The organism is Plantibacter sp. Mn2098 (assembly GCF_049319745.1).
GTDB lineage: Bacteria > Actinomycetota > Actinomycetes > Actinomycetales > Microbacteriaceae > Plantibacter.
The window spans coordinates 137,606-156,638 of the sequence record NZ_JBMOUH010000003.1; the positions used below are offsets into that span (position 1 = coordinate 137,606).

The window sequence follows — 19,033 nt, forward strand, 5'->3', positions numbered from 1 at the left end:
GTCGTTCATCGGAGGGCGCCGCGTGAAGAAACCGTCGATGCCCCAGTCGAACGGGCCCCGCAAGGAGCCGAGACCAGGCACGGCGGGCGCCTCCGCCGGTGACGCGACCGGCGCGAAGTCGTCGGGGAAGCCGTCCGCGAAGCCGTCTGCGTCCGCGCCGCGTGCGTCGTCGGGCAAGGCGGCATCGAAAGCCTCCGCGTCCTCCGCCCCCGCATCGTCCAAGTCGGCATCGGGGAAGGGCACGTCCTCCAAGACCGCACCCTCGAAGGCCACATCGTCTCCGCGCCCGCCCCGCGACACGGCCGGCCCCCGTCGGCCCCAGCAGACCGGTGGACAGGGCGTCGGCGGTTGGCTGCGCAGCCTGCGCGTCTCCGGGTTCTCGGTGCTGCTCATCGGCATCCTGATCCTCGGGGTCATCGTCCTCGCGCCGAACCTCAAGACGTTCATCGAGCAGCGGCAGCAGATCGCGTCGCTGCAGCTCGACGTGCAGCGCACAAAGGCCCAGGTGGACGAGCTCACCAAGGAGCGCGCCAGGTGGAACGACCAGACCTACGTCATGACGCAGGCCCGCGAGCGTCTCTTCTACGCGCTGCCTGGTGAGGTCAGCTACATCGTCATCAACGACCTCGACCCCGCGAGCATCCCGGCCGGGAAAGAACCGGTGAGCGACGGCCTGGTCGCCACGAAGTCGGACTGGTTGCACGGGCTGCTGTCGTCGATCGTCGCGACCGGATTCTCGCCGGCTCCCGAGCACACCAAGGCGCCGAGCGGCACACCGGCCGATGCGCCGACCGACGCCCCGAAGGCCCCGTAGCGCACCGCTCCTGCGGAGCCTGGGATAATGGCTGCATGACCACCCCACCTTTCGGCCCGGTGAGCGAGCAGGACGTCGCGATCGTTTCGGCCCAGCTCGGACGCCCGGCGCGCAACGTCGTCGGCATCGCCGCGCGCTGCGTCTGCGGCGCCCCGACCGTCGTCTCCACCTCGCCGAGGCTTGCGGACGGCACCCCGTTCCCCACGTTCTACTACCTCACGCACCCCGGGGCGACGGCCGCCGTCTCCACGCTCGAAGCCACGCAGGTCATGAACGAGTACAACGACCTCCTGCAGGAGGACGAGGCGGTGCGCGAGCAGTACGCGCACGCCCACGAGGCGTACCTCGCCGACCGCACCTCGATCCAGGCGGTCGAGGAGATCGACGGCATCTCGGCCGGTGGGATGCCCACCCGCGTCAAGTGCCTGCACGCCCTCGTCGGGCACACCCTCGCGGCAGGCCCAGGCGTCAACCCCATCGGCGATCTCGCGCTCGCGCGATCCAGCTGGAGCCCGGAAGTATGCGTATGCGCCGACTACGGGGTGCCGACCGACTGACGCTCCCGGGTCGCGGCAGCACGCGACGCACGGGGGCTGGAGTGCAGGGATCACGCGCGGGGGCGCGGAAGCGGGGCTTCGTCGCGCGCGCGATTGCCGGGGCCGTCGCCGTGCTCCTGCTGGGCAGCATCGCCGCTCCCGCCCACGCCGACACGGTGCGCGACATGCAGTACTGGTTAAGCGACTACGGCTTCTCAACGGCGTGGAACACGACGAAGGGTGCAGGGGTCACGGTGGCCGTCATCGACACCGGGATCGCGAGCGGTCCTGCCGAGTTGAACGGCGCCGTCGTGGGCGGAATCGATGTGTCAGGGCTCGGCAGCCCGGACGGCCGGACCCCGGTCGGTGCGGAGGGCAGCAATCACGGTACGCTCGTCGCATCATTGATCGCGGGCCGGGGGAGGGGCGCAGGCGCCGGCGTCATCGGCGTCGCACCGGAGGCATCGCTCCTGTCGATCTCCGTCGGCTTCGGCGCCGACGGATCCAGTGTCATCCCCTGGGACGACCAGATCGCCAAAGCCATCCGCTGGGCCGTCGACAACGGCGCCGGCGTCATCAACATGTCCCTCACCCGCAACAGCCTGGACTGGCCGGAGAGCTGGGACAGTGCGTTCCTGTACGCATTCGAGCACAACGTCGTCATCGTGGCTGCGGCGGGCAACCGCGGGAGCGGGACCGTCGAGGTCGGTGCGCCGGCGACCATCCCCGGTGTGCTGACGGTCGCTGGGGTCGACCGTTCGGGCAGTGCGAGCTTCGACGCGTCGAGTCAGGGCATCACGATCGCGGTGGCGGCGCCGAGCGAACAGCTCGTCGGGGTGACGCCGGACGGCGGGTACGTCATGTGGCAGGGCACGAGCGGTGCCGCGCCGCTCGTCTCGGGTCTTGCCGCGCTCGTGAAGTCCGCGCATCCGGAGCTGAGTGCTGCCGATGTGATGGAACGGATCACCGCGACGGCGAAGCCCGCCGGCTCCTCCACACCGAGCCCCATCTACGGCTACGGCCTCATCGATGCCGCAAAAGCAGTGACCGCCGACGTCGGCCCGGCGACGACGAGCCCGGCGAAACAGCTGAGCGACTGGATCACGTTGTACCGCAGGGCAGAACAGACCCCTGATCAGCAAGAGAATCCGTCGACCGCTGCTCCCGCGCCGCCGACGATCCCACCGGCCGAGACAGGTGTTGTGCAAGCGAATCCGTTCCTGCCGACACCGGAGTCCCTCATGTACGTCTCCCTGCCGCTCGCCCTGCTCCTCGGAACTGGTAGCCTTGTCCTGCTCGGTGCCATCGGCGCTACCAGGCATTTCAAGCGGGTGCTGCGCAGGTAGCGCCCTTTCCGAATACTCAGTGTCAACGTAGGAGATCGTCCGCCGTGCCTAAAATTCTGATCGTCGGTGGTGGTTACGCCGGGTTCTACACCGCATGGAAGCTCGAAAAGCAGCTTCGCAAGGGTGAGGCCGAGGTCACCATCGTCGACCCGCTGCCGTACATGACCTACCAGCCCTTCCTCCCCGAGGTCGCTGCCGGGTCCATCGAACCGCGTCACGCGGTCGTCGCGCAGCGTCGTCACCTGAAGTCCACCAACGTCATCACGGCGAAGGTCACGGGCATCAACCACGCCGAGAAGAAGGCGACCATCACGCCTCCCGTCGGCGAGCCGTGGGAGATCGAGTACGACCAGATCGTCGTCACCGCCGGCGCCGTCTCTCGGACCTTCCCGATCCCGGGCGTCGCAGACGAGGCCATCGGCCTCAAGACCATCGAAGAGGCCGTCGCCATCCGCGACCGCGTCCTCACCAACTTCGACCGTGCTGCCAACCTGCCGGCCGGCCCCGAGCGCGACCGTCTCCTGACGTTCGTCGTCGTCGGTGGCGGCTTCGCCGGCATCGAGGTCTTCGCAGAGCTCCGTTCCTTCGCGAGCGCACTGCTCAAGAGCTACCCGCAGCTCACGTTCGACGACACCTCGTTCCACCTCATCGAGGCGATGGGGCGCATCATGCCCGAGGTCACGCTCGAGACCAGCCACTGGGTCCTCAAGAACCTCGCAGAGCGCGGCGCACTCGTCCACCTCGACACGCAGCTGAAGTCCGCTGTCGGCGGCGTCGTCGAGCTGTCCACCGGTGAGTCGTTCGAGAGCGACCTCATCGTCTGGACCGCCGGTGTGATGGCCAACCCGGGCGTCGTCCGTGGCGGCGACCTGCCCGTCGAGGAGCGCGGTCGCATCAAGACCCGTGCAGACCTCCGCGTCGGCACCGAGGAAGAGTTCGTCGAAGGCGCCTGGGCTGCCGGTGACGTCTCCGCCGTCCCCGACCTCACGGGTGGTGGCGTCGGCGGCTACTGCGTCCCCAACGCTCAGCACGCCGTCCGTCAGGGCAAGCTCCTCGCGAAGAACATCATCGCGGTCCTCCGCGGCGAGCAGACCAAGCAGTACGTGCACAAGAACATGGGTGCCGTCGCCGGCCTCGGTCTCGGCATCGGTGTCTTCCAGTCCGGCAAGATCGCCATCAAGGGCTTCCCGGCCTGGGTCGCGCACCGTGGCTACCACGGTCTGGCCATGCCGTCCTTCGAGCGCAAGTTCCGCGTGTTCTGGGGCTGGTGGAACAACTTCTGGCTCGGTCGCGACATCGTCTCGCTCGCCGCTCGTGAGTACCCGCGTGCAGCGTTCGAGGAGTTCGCTTCCCGTCCGAAGCCGCCGGCAGAGGCTGCTCCGGCTGCTCCGGCCGCCGCTGAGGCTCCTGCTGTAGCTGCCAAGCCTGCGACGAAGCCCCGCGCCAAGTCGACGACCGCTGCCGCGTCCGCTGCGGCGACCGACGAGAAGGCTCCTGCGAAGCCGGCCCGCAAGGCTCCCGTGAAGCGCACCCCGAAGCCGAAGGTCGCAGCCGAGGCTGCGCCGGCGACCGGTGCCGCCGCAGAGGACGCTGTCGCGACCCCCGCAGAGAAGTAGTCGGCCGGCCGTCCTCACGGACGGTCGCCTCACGCCGAACGGCGCCCGTGGATCCCACGGGCGCAGTTCGCGTTCCCGCCCACTTACCCGGACACGCCGCCGAGGGGAGGCTAACGGTCCTCCCCGCCGCCCGGGAGCGGCATTCTGCCGCCTCTCGGGCGGGCGTGCGGGTGCGCGGAGGCTGCGACGACACGGCGTCGGCGGCTCGATAGCATGGACGTCGGGCCCCCGTAGCCCAACTGGCAGAGGCAGACGACTTAAAATCGTCCGAGTGTGGGTTCGAACCCCACCGGGGGTACAGGAACAGGTGTCGATTCTTGACGGCCGCTCTGTTTGAGGAGTCCGGGAAAGACGTCGGTCGTTCAGACTCGGTCGTCATCGCCTAGGTGAACACGAGTTCTTTGCCGTGCTCTGCGCATTGCAAGAAGGCATCACCGAGCGAAGCCGGATCATTTGCTCCCGGCGCGGGACCTTTCCATACTGAGGGAAACGCTCGCGGAGGCGGGTGTGGCCTGGTGGCTGAGCTTGCGTCTCAGTCGTGCGGCAGGCTGTTCGACAAAGCGGTACATCGCATACGCGAAGACGAAGGAGAACGCGATCGCGATTGTTGCCGATGCGAGGTGGGGTACCGGGAGATACTTCTCAGCGACCATCAGGGCTGGTCTGTGGATGAGGTAGAGCGTGTACGACAGAGTTCCGACGAACGCCACCGGAGCCCAGTTCATCAGGCGCCCGATGATGGACTGCGGAGCGAGGATGAGCGGCAGGAAGACGCCGAAGAGGAGAATGCTCTGCACTGTGTATCCGATGGTCATTGAGAAGACCTGAGGCAACCAGCTGATCGCGAAGAACACTCCGGCGCAGACCAGCAGGATCGGAGTCAGCACCCACGGTCTGCGAGGCGGACGGACATCGCCGTGCATCGGATCCCAGCCAATCGCCATGATCGCGCCCCAGAGGATCGCGTCTGCCCGGGTATCAGTCGCAAGGTAGAGACGATCCCAGCTCGCACCGTGCGATTCGAGGTAGATCCGCCACGCGGCGATGATGAGGCACAACGCGATCAAGACGGCGACCTGGTGCGTGCGGCGCGGGAGCCATCGGCGCATCGCGACGTACAACAGCGTGAACAAGAGGTAGTAGTGCTCCTCGACGGCGAGTGACCAGAGGGCGTTCATCCCTGCCGGTAGCCCGTCGCGGCCGTCGAAGATGATGAAGTAATTCGACCAGAATGCAGCGGTTGAGAACACGCCCCAAGCAGTCATCCTCGCGACGAGCAGCCCTGTGAGCGTTGCGACGATTGCGAGCCCCAGCACGATGTACAGCGGCGGCAGGATGCGCAGAGCTCTCCTGAGGTAGAAGTCTTTGATTGAGACCGATCTGCGATTGTCGGCTTCAGTTCGCAGGAGCGAGGTGATGAGATACCCGCTCAAGAAGAAGAAGATCGTGACACCGGTTGAGCCGAGAATTGGTGTCGGGAGCTGTGCGTGCCCCCAGATCACGATGAGGATCGCGAGAGCACGTATGCCGTTGAGCGATGGAATGTAGCCGATCTTCGATGTGATTGATCCCGCTGAAGGCATGAGTGGATCGTAGCGGCAGTCAATGTCCAGTTTGTTTCGTGTGTCCGCCCTGGGATGAAGCCGGAGTGTCTGGCGAGATCTAGTGACGCGAGACGCGACCGTGGGCATCGACGGTCAGGATGAGCGACTCGATCTTCCGATTGACGACTCGGACGATGACGACGATGAGCCACAGGCCGGCCGTCACGAGGGTGAGGATCAAGTTCCAGAACCAGCCGATGCGCTTCTTGCGTTGCAGGACCGCCTGTTGCCCCTGCACGGATGAGACCGTCCAGCCCTTTGCGGCGTATCGCGCGACTTCGGCGTTCAGGATCGCGGTCAGCTGATCGATCGGCAGCGGTTGTGCAGCGCTCGGTGTGGCCATGTCGGTGAATCTATCAAGAACGCTTGTGCAACGCCATGGAACTGCTTGGCGGGGGACAGAGTCGACATGGCACGTGGATTCTCGGTCGGAGTGCGCCGGGCACAATCGAACTCTCTCGGAGCGCAGCTGGATAGCCGCGTGACCTGGTTTCCAGCCCCACGGACGCGCAGGACACCCACCGCTTGCCCGTCACGTGCCGCGGAGCCTCACGACCATCGGCTCCCAGCTCGGGCTGAGGTAGAGGGTGGCTGTTTCCGCGATGACGCCGAAGGTGTATGCGTCGTCGGTGATCGCGTCGGTGTACACGGTCTCGACCATCGGATTGCGCCGAAGGATCTCCTCGATGGCGCCTTCGACTCTGCTGGTGTCCATGTTCCTCCTCGCCCGGTCGCCACCAGATTGAGGGGCGAACCGTCCGGAACAAGAGCGGACGTCGGGTGCGAGCGCCGTCCGGACTGGTTCACCTCGGCCTCATCGTACGCCTGAGGCGGCACGGTGAACAGGGTGCAAATCCACGGTCGGTCGGCCGTCGTCAGACGCCCGGATCGGTCACCCCAGGAGTGTGTCGACGAGGCGCTCGGGGAATGCGTCGTCCAGGGTGTCCGGCAGGAAGACGGTCCGATAGACGATGGGTGCGATGAGCGCATCGATCAACGTGTCGGAGGACAGTCCGTCCGCAGCGGGTCGACCGGCGAAGAGCTCAGCCTCCTGGCGGCGGTCGCGCAGGCAGTCGGCCTGCCCGTCGCCGGCGACCGCGGCTCCGCCGCGCAGGATCTCGGCGTTGACCGGCTTGCGGTAGTGCTCGACGATCTCCCTCGTCCAGGCCGTGAGATCCGAACGGAGATCACCGGTGTCCGGGAGGGGACGCGCTGGATCGAGCCGATAGGTCGCCATGTCGTTGATGAGTGTTCCGAGGTCGCCCCAGCGTCGGTAGATGCTCGTGGGGTTGACTCCGGCACGCTCGGCGATGAGCGGGATGGTCACCTTCTCGCGCCCCTGCTCCTCGATGAGCTCGAACACGGCGTTCCGCACCGCCCGGATGACGAGCGCGCTGCGCCCGCCGACCCGCACGCCAGTTGTTGTGCTTTCCATTCGACCAGCATAAAGCAAACTCGATTGCTTTTGAAGAGCGATCGGAGTACAGTCCCCAAAGCAAACGAAATTGCTTTTAGGGATCGGAATCTGATGAGTACTCGCACACTGCCCGCTGGAGTGGCATTCGGCACGGCGGCGATCGCCTTCGGCTCGGTCATGGCGGCCGCCGGGGCGCCCAGCCCGCTGTTCGTCCTGTACCAGGAGGCGTGGCACTTCCCGGCCTGGCAACTGACGCTCGCCTTCTCGATCTATGCGATCACCCTGCTCGTCGCCCTCCTCATCGCAGGCTCGCTCTCCGACCACGTCGGGAGGCGCCCGCTCCTGATCGGATCGGTTGTTGTGCAACTGGTGGCGATGGCGATCTTCATCGTCGCCCCCAACATCGAGTGGGTCATCGTCGCGAGGGCGCTGCAGGGGATCGCAACGGGTGCCGCGACCAGCACGTTCAGCGCCTACATCGTCGAATCCGCTCCTGGGCGCTTCAAGAAACTCGGCAGCCTGATCGTCAGCATCGCCCCGGTCGGCGGGCTGGGGCTCGGCGCCGTCCTCACCGGCCTCGCGGTGCAGTTCAGTCCCGCACCGAGTCTCATCATCTTCAGCACCCTCTTCATCCTGTTCCTCGTCGCCCTCGTGCTCATCATCCTGTCGCCCGAGACCGTCACCCCCGTCCCTGGGGCGCTCGCCTCGCTCACACCGCGCATCCGCGTGCCGAAGGCCGCACGACGCGACTTCGCCGCGATCGCCCCCGGCCTCGTCGGCACCTGGATGGTCGCCAGCCTGATGCTCAGCCTCGGCGCCTCGATCACGCACCAGGTGTTCGGGATCCAGAACGGCGCCGTCAACGGCATCGTGATCGCGCTGCAGCCCATCGCCGCCTCACTCGCCATCCTGTTCATCGCGGGCCGTCTCACGCCCAGGCAGTCGATGGTGATCGGGTACTGGGTCGTGCTGGGCGGTGTCGCGCTGGAGATCGGCTCGCTCGTGTTCACCAGCCTGCCGCTCCTGATCGTCGGCGCGATCGTCGTCGGCGCCGGGTTCGGTGGAACCTTCTCCGGAGCCCTGCGGACGCTCGCACCGCTCGCGGCCTCCCACGAGCGCGCGGAGCTCTTCGCGGCGATCTACCTCGTGAGCTACCTCTCCTACGGTGTGCCGACGATTGCGACCGGGTTCCTCATCGGCGTGATCGGACTCGTGGATGCGACGATCATCTACGCGGCGGCGGTCTTCATCGTCACAGCCGTCGGACTGCTCTCCCTGCTCGTTCGTCGACGGAACCTGCCTCCGGTGACCGTCTCGGTGCCGGTGCAGCGCGGGCAGCAGGCCTGAACGCTCCCGTCGACGGCGTCCTGGCTCAGATGTCCAGGATGCCGTCGATGGTGTCCGAGACCGGCGGCATCTTGGTGATCAGATCCTCCATGAGGTGAGTGTCGGCGTATTGGCTCACCAGAATCCGTCCGGCCGCGTCGAAGAGTCGGACCCGCCTGCGCATCCGAGCTTCGGGCCCGAACGCCTCCGTGAGGTCGTGCTGCGCGAACAGGACCTCCAGCTCGGTGTGCGGCCACGCGCCGACTGACCGCACACTGCCCTCCGAGACCCCCGGTGCCAACGGTGTGACCGTCCCATTCCGGTGATTCGTCCAGTACGCGGAGATCGAGGAGAAGAGGGTCTTGGCGGCTTCGACCGTTGCGTCGATGTCTGCTGCAGAGAGCGGCACGAGCGGCCACCGACTTCCATCGATGCCGGTGAGGTCGATGTCCGGAACGACCGGCCCCTCCTCCATCAAGGATTGGAACCGCTGCATCAGTTCAGCGTCGGACGGGTACGTGACCTGCGCCGGGTCGAGCTCGTCGAATCGAACCTCTCCTGTCAGCTCTGCCGAGCTGGGGAAGCGGATGGTGGCATTGCGCGGACGGAGAGAGCTGCTTCCCCATCCCGACGGTTCCCGCACGGGCGGCTCTGATTGGACCAGGACATCGAGGCTGGTCTCGCCGTTGCCGTCGACAGATTGGAGTACGACGGTGATCGGGCGGTCGAAGGTGATCGTCCGGCTACGACCGTTCACGACGTCAACGAGCCGGATGTCGTACGATTCGTACAAGTTCGCCAACGAGAGGCCAGAGGTGTTCCGACGCTCCGTCGTCCAGAGCACGTCGTCCTCGGCGCCGATCACCGTGGCGGTGCCGATGTCGGTCCAGTGGACGGTGCCGTCGACGCAGAGTCGCACGACAGGCTTCACCGTCGCGCCCGGTGGTGCATGGACCAGGTCCGTCCCGTCGCTCGGGTGATACACGACCCACACGGACGATCCGGCGAGCAACACGCTGGCCGACATGGCGACGAGGGGCTGTGGTGCATCCGCCCAACTCACGAAGCGCACGGTGCCATCGCGGTCGTCACGGAGCGCAGCGATCGGGCGCTCCATGTCGATGATGAACGTCGTGTGGCCCACCTGCAAGCGGCGCAGCGGATCGAGTCGGTCGGGGGCTTCGGCGGTGCCTGCCTGCGGGTTCTCGGACGTCGCCATTCCTCGACCCTACGGGCGGTGGGCCTCGAGGTCGAGCGCTGCACGCCGGGCGTCGAGGTCGTAGCGCCACGCGTTCACCCGGATCGGATGTCCCTTCGGATACTCGAAGTCCTGCTCGCCGACGAGCTCGAAACCGGCCCGGAGGCACAGGGCGTTCGACGCGTCGTTGTCGATGCGCGGGAACGCGAGGACCTCGTGTCGATCCGCGTCGCCGAACGTCGCGGCGTGTTCGAGGCAGGCGATGAGCGCCCGGCCGGCGATCCCCTTACCCTGATGGGCGGTGTGGATGCCCCACCCGGTCTCGTACACGGGAAGGCCGCGCCACTCGGTCTTCCAGTACCCGATTGACCCGACCGGGTCCGCCTCTCCGGCGAGGACGACCCGGAACATCGACGCCTCGCCCGTCTCCCAGTACCGCAGGAATTTGGCGTGGCGGTTCACGATCTGCTGCGGGGTCTCCGGCCCGCCGAGATATCGCGTCATCTCCGGGGTGTTGCTGCGTTCCAGCACCGGCTGGTCCTCCGCGCTCCAGTGCTCCAGGTGCACCGATGCGTTGGCGTCCGCCCGGGTGTCGGGGGCTCCGTCGGCAGACGCGGGGTTGCCGAGCGGCACCGGTGTGGTCTGGTGTGGGGGAGGGCCGGAGGCGGTCATACGCGTACGCTACGCCGGTCCTCCGACATCCGCACCCGTATCGCGGCTGTCGTCCGGACGTGAATCCCGACCCGCATCCCGACCTGCACCCCGCCCGGTGCCCTGACCCGTGCCGAAGCCGGCCCTCGGGTCTGCCGCAGCGGCATCCGACCGGCTCGTCCTGGCCACGAACGAACCGTCCGGCTCCGGCTTCCGTGCGACGGCACCGAGGCTCCGCATGAGCAACACCGCCGTGATCGATCCCGCGGCGAGGATGCACACGAGCACCACGACCTGGAAGCGACCGGCTTCGAGCGGCGACGCACCGCCGAAGATCGCACCGACGAATGCGCCGGGCAGGACGACGAGCCCTGTCGTCTTCGTCTGGTCGATCGACGGGATGAGCGCCTGGTGCGCCGATTGCCGCGCCAACTGGCGAGTCGCCTCGATCGGCCTGGCTCCGAGAGCGAGCCACCCCTCGACCTCGTCCCAGCGTCCGGCGAGGTTCTGCCCGAATGCGCGTCCGGCCAGGGCGGCGATGCTCATGGTGTTGCCGATCACGATCCCGCCGAGGGCGAGCACATACCGCGGGCTGAACTCGATCGCCCCGATCGCGAAAACGAAGCCGAGCGGCACGGCGACGCCGGCGGACATGCACAGCGCAAGGGTGATGAGGTGTGAGCGTGCCGTCCTGATCCGGCGATGCACCGTGACGACGGCCGCGCCGAACATGATGACGAGGGCAGCCGCCACGAGGTACGGATTGCCGATGACGCCGGACAGGACGAGGCTCAACGCGACGAGTTGCAGGGCGCCGCGCAGTACCGCCCACAGCGGGGCAAGCGGTTCCGCGATGCCCGCCCAGACGAGCGTCGCGACGGTCACCGCGAGCAGCAGGACGACGGCGATGACCGTTGGTGCTGCGGCGAGAATCCAGTCCATATTGACCGACAGTAGTCGTGTACGGAGCGGTCGCCGCATCGACTTGAGCGACAGGTGTTGGCTTAGTTTCGGCAAGGCTGAAAGACCCCTGAAAAGGGGGCAAAAAAAGTCCCGGAGACACGCGCGACACGACGACGAACGGCTGCGAGAGGGCTCCGGTTTCCGCTACCTTCGAGTGGGGCGTCCCCCGTGAGCCGGTCCTTGAATCCTCCTTGGAGGTCCAGGTCGACCGGTAGCTAGACGCCACAGTGGGGGCGAGGTATTCGGGTTACCTCGCCCCCGCGCTTTCTTTCCGGGGCTATCGTTGAGACGTGCAGCAGATCACTCCTCTCGAAGTCAGCGCGCTCGACGCCCCGGTCATCATCGATGTCCGTGAGGCCAATGAGCTCGAAGCAGCCCGTGTGCCTGGTGCCACCCACATCGCGATGTCGTCGTTCCTCGAACACCTCGGCGAGATCCCGCGCGAGGAGACGGTCTACATCCTCTGCCACGCCGGCTCGCGCAGCGCGCAGGTCACCAACTACCTCGAACAGCAGGGCTACGACGCCGTGAACATCACCGGCGGCATCACCGAGTGGGCCGCGAGCGGCCTGCCCGTCGAACGATAACAGTTCAGCCGGCGGTTTCGAACAGCGGCCGCAGATGCCTGGTCCACACCCACGTGCTCAGGGCGACGGCTGCGAACACCAGCACAACAACGATCACGACCGTGAAGGTGGTCGTCGACCCTTCGACCGTCGCAGTCGGCCCGAGGAGCGCGAACAGCAGGGTGAAGGCCACAACGGTGGCTGCCGCCCACACACCCTTCGACCACCGGAACACGGCCAGTCCGCCGAGTGATCCGATGGGCAGGAGTGCGATGGCGGCCGAGCCGATGCCCGTGATCGCCGTGACGTTGACGAGTTCCGCCAGGAACGACTGGAACGCGCCCACCGGCGCCCCCGTCGTGGCCGAGACGACCCACGCGAGTGCGCCGATCAGTGCTGCCGCTCCGATGCGGGACAGCCCGAGCCAGCCGGCGATGGCCGGACGCTCCGGAAGTGGAGCGGAAGCGTGCCGGTGTGTGGTCGCCTCATCGGTTCCGTTCGAGTCCGGAGCCAGCGGCTTGGTTTCGAACACCAGTCCGAGGAGCAGAGCCGGCTGCAGCCCGAGCGTACGCGAGATGAGCGAGACGACACCGATGCCGATGACCCAGCGCGGCGCAGGGACGACCCGCACCGGGCCGAGCTTCGCGAAGCGGGCCGCGAGCAGCTGCGCACCGATCGCCGCGGCATTGATGAGCGCGATGGCCGCGAACGACGCCACCCACAAGCGCAGGTAGGCCGGCTGGCCCTCGACGGGATGCGCGAGGATGAGGAACCCGGAGGCGAGCACGGCGGTCGCGATGGCGATCACCACGGTGCTCGGGGGACGGATGCTCGGGGCGGACTCGAACTCCGCCTTCGCACGGTTGCGGCCGGTCACGCTCATCCTGCGGCGTTCGGCACGCGCGCGCACAGTCGGCCCGAAGGTCGATGCGAGCAGTCGCGTCGGGACGGCGACGAGCAGCAGCGCGGCCACCGCGAGGATCGCAGCCAACCACCACGAGGGATGCGATTGACCGTCGGACCCGCCGGCGAGTGAACCGGTGAACGGGGTCGCACCGGCCCACGGCCCCTGACCGCCGCCCCCGGTGGAGGGCACTGCGCCCCCGGCCTGTGGGCGCTGCGTCTGCTCGGGCGTCGGCGTCGGGCTGCCGCCCGCCTGCCCCTGACCGCCCGGTGTCGTGGAGGGCTGTCCGGGAGCGGTCTGCGTCGGAGACGGGGCCGCCGATGGCGATGACGACGGATTCTGGCCGGTGGGATTCGCGGAGTAGCGGAGCGTGAACGCCTGGCTCCCGCCGCTCGTGTTCCCGGCCGGGTCCTGCTGGATGGCGATGACGAGCTGCGGACCCTCCGGCACGGCCCCACCCGTGCACGACCAGACGCCGCCGGCGACGACGGCGCTGCACACGGAGGTGCTGCCGGCGAAGACGGTGACGGTGGCACGCTCTTCGCCGGCTCCCGAGTAGACCGAGCCGGACAGCGGCATCAGCGTTCCGACGACGGGACTCGTGATGGTGGGCGCAGGAGGCGGATCGAGATCGATCGTGATCGGGAACGGAGCCGATGGGGCAGAGGATGCGCCGCCGGAGAAGTTGGTGCGCTGCTTGGCGACGACGGTCTGCTCGCCGGAGGTGAGTCCGCCCTCCAGGACGCAGAACCAGCTGCCGGACGCATCGGCGGGGAAGGTGCAGGTGCCGCCGCGGCTGGCCGTGACGGTGACTTCTGCGCCGGGGTAGGCGGTTCCGCGGATACCGCCGTTGGAGACGGCGCCGGAGGTGATGACAGGGGCGCTCAGCACGGCCACGCTGACCTGGGTGGTCTGCGTCAGGCCGTCGGCACCCGTCTGGACGGCACGGAGGGTCCGGCCCGGGCCGTCGGACAGACTGACGGAGCACGACCAGGAGGTCGAGTCGTCGGCCGGGATGAGGCAGACGGGTTCCGTGCCTGCGCCGAGGCTCAGCTGGATCGCGGAGCCCTGCGCCTTGGTGCCGGTCACGTTCGTCGAGCCGCCGTCGAGGAGCGACCCGTCGCTCGGCGAGGTGATGCTCGGGGGTTCTGTCGGCATGGGGCTCGGCGTCTGCGAGCTCTCCTCTGTGCTGCTGGGCGTCGGATCCGCGACAGCGGCCGATGCCGGGGAGGCCGCGGCGAAGAGGATGGAGCCGACGGTGATCGCGAAGGTGACTGCGAGGGCGGCGGGGAGCATCCCGATGCCGGGTACACCACGCCGACCGGTCGAACGCGTCGACCGGACTCTACGCTCGTCTTTCGTCGCCGTCCCCTGCACCGTGCTTCCATTCCCCCAAGAAGAGGGGTGAAAGTCAACCTTTTGGGAGCGGTGTCGGGGGATTCACCGGAAATCTGCTGCGAAAATGCCGCAGATCGTGCATACTTGCCCAACTGGGTCATCTGTCCCAGTCGGAATGCACTCAGTGCCGATGCATCTCCGCGTGAGCTGGCAACACCCCGGAGGTGGTCGGTGGCGAGAATCCCCGCGACGGAGCGTCGTGAAGCGCTCGTCCTCGCCGCACTGCGCGTCGTCGCAGCAGGAGGCGTCTCAGCCGCCACGACCCGTGCCATTGTCGCAGAAGCCGGCATGTCCCTCGCCAGCTTCCACTACGCCTTCTCCTCCCACGCCGAACTCATGACGGAGCTCATCGCCCACGTCGTCGCCGAGGAACGCGTCATCCTGCCGCCGGACACCGTCACCGCCGGTGAGCTGCGCGACCTCGTCCGCGGGGGACTGCAGCGATACTTCGAGTCGATGCGCGCCGATCCGGGCAGGGAGGCCGCGATGATGGAGCTCACCCACCACGCGCTCCGGACGCCAGGGCTCGAAGGACTCGCCTCCGAGCAGTACCGCCGGTACACCGCGCTCTCGGCGGAAGCACTCGAAGCCGCCGCGAGACTGTCCGGCTGGCACTGGTTGCGACCCGTCGACGAGGTCGCACGCCTCGCCGTCGTGTTCACCGACGGCGTCACCATCGCCTGGCTCGTCGATCACGACGAACACCAGGCCGAGCTCCTGCTCGACCACGCAGCAGACTTCCTCACCTCCCTCGCTGGACGGAGCTCCCATGACCATGGCTGACGAACAGGCGACGGGCGCCGCCCGCAGAGTGACCGGACGGTGGGTCGCAGCGTTCGCGATGGCGTGGCTCGGCATCTGGATGGCCCAGCTCGGCCCCATCCAGCTCCTCCTCCCGGCGCAGATCGACGAGCAGCTCCACCCCGACCACTGGATCGAGAGCGTCGTCGCGTTCGGCATCGTCTCAGGCATCGCGGGGCTGTGCTCGATCGTGGCCTATCCGCTCACCGGCGCGCTGTCCGACCGCACGAGGTCCCGGTTCGGCCGTCGCCGCCCGTGGATCGCCTCTGGGGCGGTCGTGTTCGCCATCGGCCTCATCGTCCTCGGTCTGCAGACGGACATCATCGGGATCGGCATCTGGTGGTGCGTCGCGATCATCGGCTTCTGCATCCTCGGTGCAGCGATAACCGCGACGATCTCCGATCAGGTGCCGGTCGATCAACGCGGTTTCGTCTCCGGCTGGATCTCGGCCCCGCAGGCCGTCGGCGCGATCCTCGGCATCGGACTCGTGCTACTGCTCGCGGCCGATCGGTTCATCGGCTACTCGGCGCTCGCCGTGCTGCTGCTGATCCTCGTGCTGCCGTTCCTTCGGCTGCCGGACCCGCTGCCGCCGACCTCGGTCGTCGCACCGCTGTCCGCGAAGGGGCTGCTGGAGAGCCTGTGGATCTCGCCGCGCAAGCACCCCGACTTCGGATGGACGATGCTGAGCCGCGTCTTCGTGAACTTCGGCAACGCCTTCAGCACCTCGCTCCTGTTCTACTTCCTGCTCTTCGGGTTGGGGGACAAGAATGCCGAGACGGACCTCCTCCTCGTGACGATCGTCTACACCGTTTTCGTCGTCCTCGCCTCACTCGTCCTCGGACGCGCTTCCGACCGCTCAGGCAGACGGAAGCCGTTCGTCGTCGCGGCGGCGGCGTCCCAGGCCGTCGCCGCACTCCTGCTGGCGATCTGGCCGTCGCTGCCGATGGGATTCGTGGCCGCAGCCCTCATCGGCCTCGGCTACGGGTGCTTTATGTCGGTGGATCAGGCCCTCGCCACCCAGGTGCTCCCGGACCCGGCCTCCCACGGCAAGGACCTCGGCATCATGAACATCGCGCAGGCGGTCCCGCAGGCCATCGCGCCCCTCGCCGGAGCCTTCGTCGTCGCCTCCGTCGGCGGCTTCGCCGGCCTCTACGTCCTCTCCGCGGTGTGCGCCATCGCGGGAGCGCTCGTCGTCCTCAATGTGAAAGGAGTGAACTGATGACCATCGAACTGACCGCTGCTGGACAAGCGACCTCTCCGGCGCCGTGGCGCGACGCCAGGCGGTACTGGGGCGGCATCACCGCCGCGACTGCGGACATCGACTCGCCCGTCGCCGTCCTGCACCTCGGGGCGCTCCGGTACAACACGCACGACATGCTGCGTCGCGCCGGCGGCAAGACCATCCGCGTGGCGAGCAAGTCGATCCGCGTGCGCGGTGTCGTCGACGCCCTCCTGCGCCAGCCGGGGTACGCCGGTGTGCTCGCCTACACGCTCACCGAGGCGCTGTGGATCGCTGAGACCGTGGACGACATCGTGGTCGGGTATCCGACGGCTGAACGCAACGCGATCGCCCAGCTCGGACGCTCTCCCGAGGCAGCGGCTCACATCACGCTGATGATCGACTCGATCGAGCACCTCGACCTCATCGACGCCGTCCTCCCGCCTGCAAGCCGCGAGACGATCCGCGTCTGCATCGAACTGGACGCGTCGTTCCAGGCGCCCGGCCTCGGCCACATCGGCGTCCGGCGTTCTCCGTTGCGGACCCCGGACGAGGTCCGTGCGCTCGCCGAGGTCGTGGTCAGACGACCAGGGTTCACGCTGGTCGGCATCATGGCCTACGAGGCGCAGATCGCGGGTCAGGGCGACGAGATCGAGGGACGACCGGCCTGGTCGGCGGCGTTGCGGGTCATCCAGAAACGCTCCTGGGCCGAGTTGCGCGAGCGACGGGCGGCCGTCGTCGCGGAGGTGCGGGCGATCGCCGAGCTCGAATTCGTGAACGGCGGGGGCACCGGATCGCTCGAACTGACCGGATCGGACGACTCGGTGACCGAGATCGCCGCCGGCAGCGGGATCTTCGGCGGGCACCTCTTCGACAACTACCGCCGGTTCACACCGGCGCCGGCGGCATCGTTCGGGCTGTCCGTCGTGCGCAAGCCGACCCCGGAGCACGCCACGGTCCTCGGCGGCGGCTGGGTCGCCTCCGGCCCTCCCGGCGCGGATCGCCTGCCGAAGATCGCCTGGCCGGAGGGGATGACGATGCTGCCGCGCGAGATGGCGGGAGAGGTCCAGACGCCCGTCGCCGGGGATGCGGCGGCAGCGCTCCGCCTGGGCGACCGCGTGTGGTTCCGCCACACCAAGTCCGGCGAGCTGAGCGAGCGCGTCGACGAGTTCCAGGTCGTCGACGGCGACAGGATCGTCGACACCCTGCCCACCTACCGCGGTGAAGGCAAGATCTTCCTGTGAGCGTCGGAGCACGCCTCGGAGCGCGGGGCGAAACGTTCAGCACCACCCAGAGCACATCGACGACCACCCCGGTGAGGGGACGACAGACGGAGGACCCACGATGACCGCGACCGGCGCGATCTGGCGGAACTGGGCTCGGACGGAGCAGGCCAAACCCGTGCGCGTGGAACGGCCGTCGTCCATCGGCGCCGTGCAGCGCGCGGTGAAGGCAGCGGCAGGCGCAGGCCTGCCGATCAAGGCCGTCGGAGCAGGCCACAGCTTCACGGGCATCGCGGTCGCCCCCGGCGTCCTGCTCGAACTCGACGATCTGCAGGGCGTCGTGAGCGTCGACCGCGAACGCTCCAGGGTCACCCTGCTCGCCGGAACGCGCCTGCACGCGCTCCCGCGGCTCCTTCGGCCGTACGGCCTCGCGATGGAGAACCTCGGCGACGTCGACCGCCAGAGCATCAGCGGCGCCATCTCGACCGGGACCCACGGCACGGGGACGACGTTCGGCGGCCTGTCGACCCAGGTGGTCGGCATCACGATCGTCACGGCGGACGGCGAGCTGCTGACCGCAGACGAGCACGAGCATCCTGAACTGCTGCCGGCGCTCGCGTTGAGCCTCGGGGCGCTCGGCATCATCGTGCAGGTGACGCTCCAGTGCGTTCCGGCATTCGTCCTGCAGGCCGTCGAGCGGCCGGAGCCCGTGGAGCCGCTCCTCCCGACGCTCCTCGAACGCGCAGCGGAGGTCGACCACTTCGAGTTCTACTGGTTCCCGCACACCGACACCGCGCTGACGAAGACCAACACGCGTCTCCCGGGCGATGCCGCGCGGGCGCCGATCCCGCCGCTGCGACGCTGGGTGGACGACACCGCCATCGCGAACGGCGCCTACCGCGTCCTCTGCAACGCCGGCGTCGCCGCGCCTGCGATCATCCCGCGGATGAACACGCTCGCGGACAAGCTCACGGGCAACCGCGAGTTCACGGACCACTCCACGAACGTCTTCACCACGAGCCGCACGGTCCGGTTCAAGGAGATGGAGTACGCGGTGCCGGCCGAGCACCTCCCCGAGGCGTTCCGCCGGGTGCGGGAGCTCATCGAGGAGCGCCGATTCCGCATCTCCTTCCCCATCGAGGTGCGGTTCGCGGCGGCCGACGACCTCTGGCTGTCGACCGCGAGCGGTCGGGCCTCCGGCTACATCGCCGTGCACCGCTTCTTCCGGGAGGACCCGACCGAGTACTTCACGGCCGTCGAGGAGATCATGATCGGCCTCGAAGGACGCCCGCACTGGGGCAAGATGAACTTCCGCGACGCGGCATCGCTCAAGACGGTCTATCCGCGCTTCGACGACTTCACCGCGCTGCGGGACCGACTCGACCCGGGTCGGCTCTTCGCGAACGACTACCTGCGGCGCGTACTGGGGGAGTAGCGCCTGATCAGGGCGC

18 protein-coding genes and 1 tRNA gene are annotated in these 19,033 nt (G+C 68.0%); 11 read left to right on the forward strand and 8 right to left on the reverse strand.

The features are described from left to right. The first annotated feature begins 37 nt into the window (after nucleotides 1–37). The 5 genes from ACL9RL_RS06135 (at nucleotide 38) to ACL9RL_RS06155 (ending at nucleotide 4,610) form a co-directional block, all read left to right on the forward strand. Nucleotides 38–814, forward strand: a complete 777-nt coding sequence (locus ACL9RL_RS06135) for an FtsB family cell division protein (protein WP_422779332.1) — start codon at nucleotides 38–40, stop codon at nucleotides 812–814. Nucleotides 815–849: 35 nt separating this feature from the next. Then, nucleotides 850–1,371 (forward strand): DUF501 domain-containing protein, encoded by a 522-nt coding sequence (locus ACL9RL_RS06140; RefSeq protein WP_422779333.1) that lies wholly within the window; start codon nucleotides 850–852, stop codon nucleotides 1,369–1,371. A gap of 41 nt (nucleotides 1,372–1,412) precedes the next feature. Next, on the forward strand, nucleotides 1,413–2,696 hold the full coding sequence (locus tag ACL9RL_RS06145; protein ID WP_422779334.1) for a S8 family serine peptidase: 1,284 nt from the start codon (nucleotides 1,413–1,415) through the stop codon (nucleotides 2,694–2,696). A gap of 44 nt (nucleotides 2,697–2,740) precedes the next feature. Then, the gene (locus ACL9RL_RS06150) at nucleotides 2,741–4,312 is read left to right on the forward strand and encodes an NAD(P)/FAD-dependent oxidoreductase (RefSeq protein ID WP_422779335.1); all 1,572 of its coding nucleotides are present in this window, start codon (nucleotides 2,741–2,743) and stop codon (nucleotides 4,310–4,312) included. A 224-nt stretch (nucleotides 4,313–4,536) separates the two neighbouring features. Then, nucleotides 4,537–4,610 (forward strand) — tRNA-Leu (locus ACL9RL_RS06155). A 151-nt stretch (nucleotides 4,611–4,761) separates the two neighbouring features. Here ACL9RL_RS06155 and ACL9RL_RS06160 read toward each other — a convergent pair. From ACL9RL_RS06160 to ACL9RL_RS06175, 4 genes are all read right to left on the reverse strand, one after another. Next, complete coding sequence (locus tag ACL9RL_RS06160; protein ID WP_422779336.1) at nucleotides 4,762–5,895, reverse strand: acyltransferase family protein; 1,134 nt, start codon at nucleotides 5,893–5,895, stop codon at nucleotides 4,762–4,764. Nucleotides 5,896–5,974: 79 nt separating this feature from the next. Then, complete coding sequence (locus tag ACL9RL_RS06165) at nucleotides 5,975–6,259, reverse strand: hypothetical protein (RefSeq protein WP_422779337.1); 285 nt, start codon at nucleotides 6,257–6,259, stop codon at nucleotides 5,975–5,977. A 189-nt stretch (nucleotides 6,260–6,448) separates the two neighbouring features. Further along, complete coding sequence (locus ACL9RL_RS06170) at nucleotides 6,449–6,631, reverse strand: hypothetical protein (RefSeq protein WP_422779338.1); 183 nt, start codon at nucleotides 6,629–6,631, stop codon at nucleotides 6,449–6,451. 177 nt (nucleotides 6,632–6,808) lie between these two features. Next, complete coding sequence (locus ACL9RL_RS06175; protein ID WP_422779339.1) at nucleotides 6,809–7,351, reverse strand: TetR/AcrR family transcriptional regulator; 543 nt, start codon at nucleotides 7,349–7,351, stop codon at nucleotides 6,809–6,811. Between the two features lie 93 nt (nucleotides 7,352–7,444). Here ACL9RL_RS06175 and ACL9RL_RS06180 point away from each other — a divergent pair, with 93 nt between their 5' ends. Then, the gene (locus tag ACL9RL_RS06180; RefSeq protein WP_422779340.1) at nucleotides 7,445–8,680 is read left to right on the forward strand and encodes an MFS transporter; all 1,236 of its coding nucleotides are present in this window, start codon (nucleotides 7,445–7,447) and stop codon (nucleotides 8,678–8,680) included. A gap of 25 nt (nucleotides 8,681–8,705) precedes the next feature. Here ACL9RL_RS06180 and ACL9RL_RS06185 read toward each other — a convergent pair whose 3' ends face one another. The 3 genes from ACL9RL_RS06185 to ACL9RL_RS06195 are packed head-to-tail and all read right to left on the reverse strand — an operon-like array spanning nucleotide 8,706 to nucleotide 11,450. Next, nucleotides 8,706–9,878, reverse strand: a complete 1,173-nt coding sequence (locus ACL9RL_RS06185; protein ID WP_422779341.1) for a hypothetical protein — start codon at nucleotides 9,876–9,878, stop codon at nucleotides 8,706–8,708. A gap of 9 nt (nucleotides 9,879–9,887) precedes the next feature. Beyond that, nucleotides 9,888–10,529, reverse strand: coding sequence for a GNAT family N-acetyltransferase (locus ACL9RL_RS06190; protein ID WP_422779342.1), 642 nt, complete (start codon nucleotides 10,527–10,529; stop codon nucleotides 9,888–9,890). Between the two features lie 9 nt (nucleotides 10,530–10,538). Then, a complete protein-coding gene (locus tag ACL9RL_RS06195) occupies nucleotides 10,539–11,450 on the reverse strand; it encodes an ABC transporter permease (RefSeq protein WP_422779343.1) in 912 nt (303 codons plus the stop codon). 311 nt (nucleotides 11,451–11,761) lie between these two features. Between ACL9RL_RS06195 and ACL9RL_RS06200 the strand changes: the two genes are divergently transcribed. Then, a complete protein-coding gene (locus tag ACL9RL_RS06200) occupies nucleotides 11,762–12,058 on the forward strand; it encodes a rhodanese-like domain-containing protein (protein ID WP_422779344.1) in 297 nt (98 codons plus the stop codon). A gap of 4 nt (nucleotides 12,059–12,062) precedes the next feature. Here the strand turns inward: ACL9RL_RS06200 and ACL9RL_RS06205 are convergent, their stop codons facing one another. Further along, on the reverse strand, nucleotides 12,063–14,237 hold the full coding sequence (locus ACL9RL_RS06205; RefSeq protein ID WP_422779345.1) for a hypothetical protein: 2,175 nt from the start codon (nucleotides 14,235–14,237) through the stop codon (nucleotides 12,063–12,065). A gap of 273 nt (nucleotides 14,238–14,510) precedes the next feature. Here ACL9RL_RS06205 and ACL9RL_RS06210 point away from each other — a divergent pair, with 273 nt between their 5' ends. The 4 genes from ACL9RL_RS06210 to ACL9RL_RS06225 all read left to right on the forward strand — a co-directional run bounded on the left by ACL9RL_RS06210 (nucleotide 14,511) and on the right by ACL9RL_RS06225 (nucleotide 19,017). Beyond that, nucleotides 14,511–15,122 carry a TetR/AcrR family transcriptional regulator gene (locus ACL9RL_RS06210; RefSeq protein ID WP_422779346.1) on the forward strand — a complete coding sequence of 204 codons (612 nt, stop codon included), beginning with the start codon at nucleotides 14,511–14,513 and terminating at the stop codon, nucleotides 15,120–15,122. Continuing rightward, nucleotides 15,109–16,359: an MFS transporter gene (locus ACL9RL_RS06215; RefSeq protein WP_422779347.1), complete on the forward strand. Its 1,251-nt coding sequence runs from the start codon at nucleotides 15,109–15,111 to the stop codon at nucleotides 16,357–16,359. Before ACL9RL_RS06210 ends, ACL9RL_RS06215 begins: the two co-directional genes overlap by 14 nt. Beyond that, nucleotides 16,359–17,603: an amino acid deaminase/aldolase gene (locus ACL9RL_RS06220; protein ID WP_422779348.1), complete on the forward strand. Its 1,245-nt coding sequence runs from the start codon at nucleotides 16,359–16,361 to the stop codon at nucleotides 17,601–17,603. Before ACL9RL_RS06215 ends, ACL9RL_RS06220 begins: the two co-directional genes overlap by 1 nt. A gap of 100 nt (nucleotides 17,604–17,703) precedes the next feature. After that, nucleotides 17,704–19,017 (forward strand): D-arabinono-1,4-lactone oxidase, encoded by a 1,314-nt coding sequence (locus tag ACL9RL_RS06225; RefSeq protein WP_422779349.1) that lies wholly within the window; start codon nucleotides 17,704–17,706, stop codon nucleotides 19,015–19,017. Nucleotides 19,018–19,033 lie beyond the last annotated feature (16 nt).